At 70.7% G+C, this 6,283-nt stretch carries 6 protein-coding genes; 1 reads left to right on the top strand and 5 read right to left on the bottom strand.

Going from position 1 to position 6,283, the window contains the following annotated elements; translation table 11 throughout:
• Positions 1–328 (top strand): hypothetical protein (locus tag BMZ82_RS42465; RefSeq protein WP_256252356.1); only part of this gene is annotated, 328 nt, incomplete at its 5' end.
• Between the two features lie 24 nt (positions 329–352).
• Here the strand turns inward: BMZ82_RS42465 and BMZ82_RS38780 are convergent.
• The 5 genes from BMZ82_RS38780 to BMZ82_RS38760 all read right to left on the bottom strand — a co-directional run bounded on the left by BMZ82_RS38780 (position 353) and on the right by BMZ82_RS38760 (position 6,221).
• The gene (locus tag BMZ82_RS38780) at positions 353–2,497 is read right to left on the bottom strand and encodes a glycosyltransferase family protein (protein ID WP_093782081.1); all 2,145 of its coding nucleotides are present in this window, start codon (positions 2,495–2,497) and stop codon (positions 353–355) included.
• Complete coding sequence (locus BMZ82_RS38775) at positions 2,494–3,738, bottom strand: glycosyltransferase (protein WP_177244881.1); 1,245 nt, start codon at positions 3,736–3,738, stop codon at positions 2,494–2,496. Before BMZ82_RS38775 ends, BMZ82_RS38780 begins: the two co-directional genes overlap by 4 nt.
• A gap of 198 nt (positions 3,739–3,936) precedes the next feature.
• Complete coding sequence (wecB, locus tag BMZ82_RS38770) at positions 3,937–5,040, bottom strand: non-hydrolyzing UDP-N-acetylglucosamine 2-epimerase (protein WP_093782079.1); 1,104 nt, start codon at positions 5,038–5,040, stop codon at positions 3,937–3,939.
• A 270-nt stretch (positions 5,041–5,310) separates the two neighbouring features.
• Entirely contained in the window at positions 5,311–5,913 is a 603-nt protein-coding gene (locus BMZ82_RS38765) for an acyltransferase (RefSeq protein WP_093782078.1), read from the bottom strand.
• Between the two features lie 119 nt (positions 5,914–6,032).
• A complete protein-coding gene (locus tag BMZ82_RS38760) occupies positions 6,033–6,221 on the bottom strand; it encodes a hypothetical protein (RefSeq protein ID WP_093782077.1) in 189 nt (62 codons plus the stop codon).
• Between the last annotated feature and the right edge of the window lie 62 nt (positions 6,222–6,283).

Here is a 6,283-nt window from a genome sequence, read left to right as displayed (position 1 = left end):
CCTCGCGGTCGCCCCGGTCTTCGTGCAGCACAACCACCGCGTCGCCGCCCTGGTCCAGGTGATCTGCCTGGCCCTGCTGGTGTTCAGCCTGATCGAGCGCCAGGTCCGGCAGGCACTGGGCCCCACGCAGACCATGACCGGCCTATATCCGGACAACCGCCGGGTCCGGCCCACCGGCCGGATGATCCTCTACCACCTCGGCGAACTCACCCTGCGGATCGGCAACGTGACCGACCCGCCCACCGTCCAGATCACCCGCGGCGTCCAACTTCACCTCCTCGAACTCCTCGGCATCGAAGTCACCCGAACCCGCTGGCCACAGACCTGAATCGGTGACCCGCGAAGTACGGGGCTAGTTCTCGTCCAGGATCAGCGTCTCGAAGTGCTTCTGGACCACGGGCCAGTCCCACACCGTCAGCGCGTGCTCGGTGGCCAGCTTGCCCGCGGCGCGCCAGGACTCCTCGGTGGCCGTGACCTTGAGGATCCGCTCGGCCGCCTCGGCGGGGGAGCCCACCACCCAGCCCTCGGGGTAGAGGGTCCGGGCGCTGTTGGGCTTGCCCGCGTAGAACGGCCAGTCGCGGACGACGGGGACGGCGCCGCTGGCCGCGCCCTCCATCAGACCGACGTGGCAGCCCTCGCGCACCGAGGAGCTGAGGATCGTACCGAACTCGACGAGCTTGGACGGGACGTCGTCCGTCGGGCCGAGCCGGACCACCGCGCCGGACTCCTCCAGCGGGGCGAGCAGCTCCTCGAACTCGTTCAGGTACTGCCGGGTGGCCTGGCTGGTCTTCGGGTCCATGTCGCCGCCGACCAGCAGCAGCCGGTAGCGGTCGTCGTGCTTGCGGACCCGCTCCAGGACGTCCAGGGCCCACTTGGGGTCCTTGGCGACCTGGCTGATGCCGACCAGACCGAGGTTGAAGCGGGCGTCGGCCGGCTTCGCCCGGTTGAAGCCCGACATGTCCATGGCGTTGTCGATGAGGTGGAAGCGCGGCGCGTGCTCGCCGCGCAGCGTCGGCACCAGCGCGGCGGTCAGGTCCTTCACGTGCGGGGCGACGAACACGAGGTCGTCGATCCGGGAGAAGTCCGTCATGTGCGGCCAGCGCGTGAACGCCTCGTAGCTGTGCAGACGCACCACGATCCGGGTGTCGCCCGGGTCGATCGCGGTGAGCATGCCGGCCGGACCCGCCGCCCACTCCAGGAAGACGGTGTCGGCCCAGTCGAGGTGGGGGCGCATCAGGCGCTCCACCTCTTCCTGGTAGTCGCTCGTGCCGTCCGCCAGGCGGTCCTTGAGCATGCGCGGGGCCGCCCAGGAGATCCGCTTCAGGTGCTTGTTCGAGGCCAGGTCGAGGTAGCGCAGCTCGACGCCGGGATGGTCGGCGAAGTGCTCCCTGATCAGGTGCAGGAAGTTGTCGTTGGCGCTCGTCGTCACCAGCAGCCGCAGCGGGCGGTCGGTGGGGGCGGGCGCGGCGGGCACCTTGCGGCCGCGGGGGCGGCTCAGCGCCTGGAACGCCTTGGAGCGGTGCAGCGGGGCCACGAAGCCCTCGGCGTCCTTGGCCAGCGGCGACGACAACTGGTCGATGTGCAGCACCCGGTGGAAGTGCAGGAACAGGGCGCGGTTGATCGCCTCGGCCGAGTCGTCGCTCTTGCCCCGGGCGTACAGCGCGTCGGCGTTGGCGAGCTGCGCCTCGACCGCCTTGCCGAGATACCGGGGGCTGATGCCCTTCTTCAGCTCCTGCATGACGCCCTCGTAGTAGAGGTCCGCCCGCAGTTGGAGATCGGGGATCTTCGCGGCGGCGTCCGCGAGGGTGAGCGCGGCACCGCTGGTGCGGCCCGCCCACTGCATGCCCTCGGCGACATACCGCGAGGTCGCGGCGCGCACCCTTATGGGCATGCCGGGCGCGGTCACCGCCGAGCGCCACAGCCGGGCGCCGACGCCGGACCGCATCAGCGGCCGGGGCGTCGCCGTCCGCACCAGTTGCGCGGGCAGGCGGTCGACGCTGCGCTTCACGTCACGGGTGATCGCGTGCAGCGGCGGCAGGACGGAGGAACGGCGGACCGTGGTCCCGCCCTGCGCCTTCAGCTCCTCGACGGCCTTCAGCGCGGGCGCGAGCCCGAACTTGGCCGGCGCGGAGCGGTTGTACTCGGCGAGCCGCCACACCGTGTACACGGTGGCCACGTCCAGGGCGACGAGCACATCGGCCTTGCGGCCGTGCGAGCGCAGCCAGGAGTCGCCCTTGATCTGCGTCCAGTTGCGCAGGCCGCGCGGGGCCTTGCCGAGCCGGCGGCGGACCGCTTGGCTGCGGTGCTTGAGGGTGCGCGGCAGTTGGTGCGCACTGGCCAGCCCGACCTGGGCGAGTTCCTCGGGGAGACCCTCGGCCTCCAGGTCGAACATGCCCGCCAGATGCACGCGCGCGCCCTGGGCGTTGAACTTGCGTACCGCGTCGGCGAGGACGCCGAGCTGCGGCCGGACATACGCCACGAGCAGGACTTCGGTCACTTGGCGAGCTCCTCGACAAGGTTCTTGACGGCGACGGACATCAGCGCCTCACGAGTGAACTGGTCGGCGTGGGCCATCGCCTCGGCGTGCTCCTCGTCGGTCGTCTCCACCGCCATGTGGGCGGCCTTGATGAACGACTCGGTCAGGCCCGCCTCGTCGATGCCGGGGGCGCCCGTCCACAGCGGATGGCCGCGCAGCACGTTGGAGGCGTCGTGCTCGGCGGCGTGCGCCGACACGATGGGCAGGCCGGTCGCCATGTACTCGTACACCTTGCCCGAGGTGACGAAGCGGCCGCCGATGAGGATCAGCACCATGGCGTCCCAGCTCGCGTAGATCGAGGAGACCTCGGCCTTGGCGGCGGGACCGCCGAAGACGACGCCGTCGACCTCGGCCTCCTTGAAGACCTCGGCGTGCCGGTTCGCGCCGCGGGTGGCGCCGTTGCCGAGGTGGCCGCGCAGCTCGAAGCGCGCGTTCGCCAGCAGCGGCTCCTTCGCACGGGCGGCCCGCCAGGCGTTCAGCACCGTCTCCAGGTGCGGGACGGTGAAGTTGACCGTGCCGAGGTAGCCGAAGACCAGCCCGGCGTCGGGGTCCGGGTTGTGCGCCCGGCCCGGCGAGCTGTCCGCGTCGTACCCGTTGCGCACGACGTGCACGCGGCTCGCGAAGTCCGGGTAGCGCTTGCGGTAGTGCTCGGCGATGGGGTCGTTGACGACCCACAGCGACACCGCGTTGTCGAGGATCTTCTGCTCCCAGCGACCCTCGGAGGAGTCGCGGGCGAAGGCCTCGACGCCGTCGATGACATCGATGGACCAGCCGTCGCGGAAGTCCACCGCGTACGGCACCTTCGCCTCCTCCCACAGCTTCCAGGCCGCGGCGAGGTTCACGTACGGCACGCAACTGGCGAGCAGCAGGTCCGCCGGGTGCTCCCGGTGGATGCGCAGCACGGCCTGCTCCAGGTCGTCGCGCCACTCGCCGAAGTTCGGCTCCGGGAACGTCTCGGTGTGGCGGCGGCGGAGCCTCGCGACCCAGCCGTTGGGGTCCAGGGCACGCGCCTCGTCGAAGAGGCGGATGTCCGTCTCGAGGTCCTCGCGGGCGAGCGGCAGCTCGACGATCTTGACCTGGGGGTCGACCTGCTCCAGCAGGGAGAGGTCGATGCCGGAGTCGAGTTCCCAGGACTCCCGGGCGATGTTGACGACCGTGACGTCCCAGCCGGCCTTCACGAACTGGTTGGCGGTCTCGCGCATCCGGTACGTGGAGCTCTTGGCGGCGGGCGGGAAGCCGATGGCGAGGTAGATGACGTGCGGTCGCTTGCCTTCCGCAGGCGGCCCGGACGGGGGAGACGATGACATAGCGGTTGACGCTAGCACGCTGACATGCGCGGATCGTGGCTCCGTGCGGCCGCCCACAGGCGGCCGCCGACGGCCCCGGTTCCCCTGCTCATGTCAGGCGGGCCGGCTGCCCCCCTTCCATTCCTCCATGAGACGGACGACGTTGTGCGCCGCGCGGCCGTCGCCGTACGGCGTGCCGGGGTCGTCGGTCGGCACGGCACGGGTCACGGTCTCGGCCCACTCCTGGGGCGACAGCGTGTGCGGGTCGGGTACGAGGACGTTCCAACCGGTGTGAACGGTTTCCACCCACTCGGTCTCCGGGCGGATGGTGGTGCAGATGCGCTCCAGCAGGAACGCCTCCTTCTGCAGACCGCCGGAGTCCGTCACCACGCCGACCGAGGCCAGCACGGCGGCGACCAGGCTCGCGTACGGCAGCGGGCGGCACACGTGCAGGTTGCCCTGGGCCAGGTCGATGCCGTGCTCCTGGGCGCGGGCGACCAGCCGCGGGTGGGCGGCGAGCGCCACCGGCACCGGCAGCTTGGCGAGCGAGTCGACGATTCGGGCGAGCCGCTCGGGGTCGTCGGTGTTGTCCGGGCGGTGCAGGGTCGCCAGCAGGAACGGCTTCGCCGGGTCGATGCCCTCGGGCAGCTCGGGCGCGGCGAACTCGCCGGCCCGGACCTGGTCGCGGATGCGCAGGCAGATGTCGACCATCACGTCACCGGCCAGCCGGGTGCGGTCGGCGAGGCCCTCGCTGGCGAGGTGGCGCACGGCCTCCTCGGTGGGCGCGAGCAGCAGGTCGGCGCTGTGGTCGGTGAGGACGCGGTTGTGCTCCTCCGGCATCCGCCGGTTGAAGGAGCGCAGGCCCGCCTCCAGGTGCGCGACCGGCAGGTGCATCTTCACCGCGGACAGCGCGCCGGCGATCGTGGAGTTGGTGTCGCCGTACACGAGCACCCAGTCGGGCTGCTCACGCTCGAGGACCGGGTCGAGCGCGGAGAGGACGGCGCCGGTCTGCACGCCGTGGCTGCCGGAGCCGACACCCAGGTGGACGTCGGGGTCCGGGATGCCGAGTCCCGAGAAGAAGACGTCGGAGAGGTCGGCGTCGTAGTGCTGCCCGGTGTGCACGATGACGTGCTCGTGCTCGGTCTCGGCGAAGGCCGCCGCGATGGGCGCGAGCTTCACCAACTGAGGACGGGCACCGACGATGCTGATGACTTTCACAGAGCACTCTTCTTCTGGGGGCGGCGGGCTGCTTGGTAAGACGGCTGCGGCGACTGCGGGAAAAGAATGGACAAGGAAATGGTAGGCAGAGCGTTGGACGCACCAGGTCCGCGCGGGGTTGCCCCAGGGCGAGCGCGTCGTGTCCATGCCGTGGTCAGCACCCGGCTTCCGGGTTTCGACTCGCTCGGGTAACGATTTCGTGAACCTTGTGCCTGCAAGTGGAGAAAAGGGTTCAACCCGGACAGTCCCGTAAGGGGTGCTGCTTGGCTGTCACAGGGCGCGCTCGGTGAGCACCCCGTCCTTCTCCTCGTAGAGGGAGCCGGTCTGCGGGCACTCCCACACCCCCGGCTCGCCGTCGCGTTCGACCAGCCGCACGCCGACGTGTCCGACCCAGCCGACCCGACGGGCCGGCACGCCCACGACCAGCGCGAAGTCCGGCACGTCCTTGGTGACGACGGCGCCCGCGGCGACCATCGCCCAACGGCCGATGGTGATCGGCGCGACACACACCGAGCGGGCCCCGATGGACGCCCCGTCGGAGATCTTCACGCCGACGGCCTCCCAGTCGCCGCCGCGCTTCTGCTTGCCCTCGGGGTCCACGGAACGCGGGTTGTGGTCGTTGGTGAGGACCACGGCGGGGCCGATGAAGACACCGTCACCGAGCTCGGCGGGCTCGTAGACGAGCGCGTAGTTCTGCAGCTTGCAGTTGTCGCCCATCCGCACCCCGGAGCCGACGTACGCGCCCCGCCCGACCACACAGCCCTCGCCGAGCCGCGCGCCTTCCCGGATCTGCGCGAGGTCCCACACACTGCTCCCGGCGCCGATCTCGGCACTCGCGTCGACCTGCGCACTGGGCTGGACCCTGTAGTTCACTTCTCCGCCTTCCGGTGTCTGGCTACGCCTGGCGAGCATACGGGGGAGGGGCCGCCGGCCTGACGCCCGGCGACCCCTGCCCGCGAAACGGCTGTGCTCAGTGCCCGTTCCGTGCCCGTTCAGTGCCCGTCTGTGGTGACCTGGTTGGCCGGAATCCAGTACCCGGCGAACTCCTCCGTGGTGATCCGCACCATCTGCCGCCCGTTCACGACCGCCCTGCGGTCGAACTGGAGCGTGCGCGGCTCGGTGTACTTCAGCGTCTTGAGCGTGCCGGCGACGCCGTTGGTGAAGAAATCAGTTCCTTCCATCAGGCTGCTGAGCCGAACCGGGGTCCCTCCGCGGTTTCGGAGGAACCCCGTGAGGCATGGCG

This window comes from Streptomyces sp. yr375 (genome assembly GCF_900110755.1).
Classification (GTDB): Bacteria; Actinomycetota; Actinomycetes; order Streptomycetales; family Streptomycetaceae; genus Streptomyces.
The sequence above is the reverse complement of the archived record's forward strand: the minus strand, read 5'-3'. Positions and strand labels throughout refer to the sequence as shown.

Excerpts from the sequence above, each read along its gene's own strand:
- BMZ82_RS38775 (WP_177244881.1), bottom strand. The coding sequence starts at position 3,738 with ATGCGCGAGACCGCCAACCAGTTCGTGAAGGCCGGCTGGGACGTCACG.
- BMZ82_RS38760 (WP_093782077.1), bottom strand. The coding sequence starts at position 6,221 with ATGGAAGGAACTGATTTCTTCACCAACGGCGTCGCCGGCACGCTCAAG.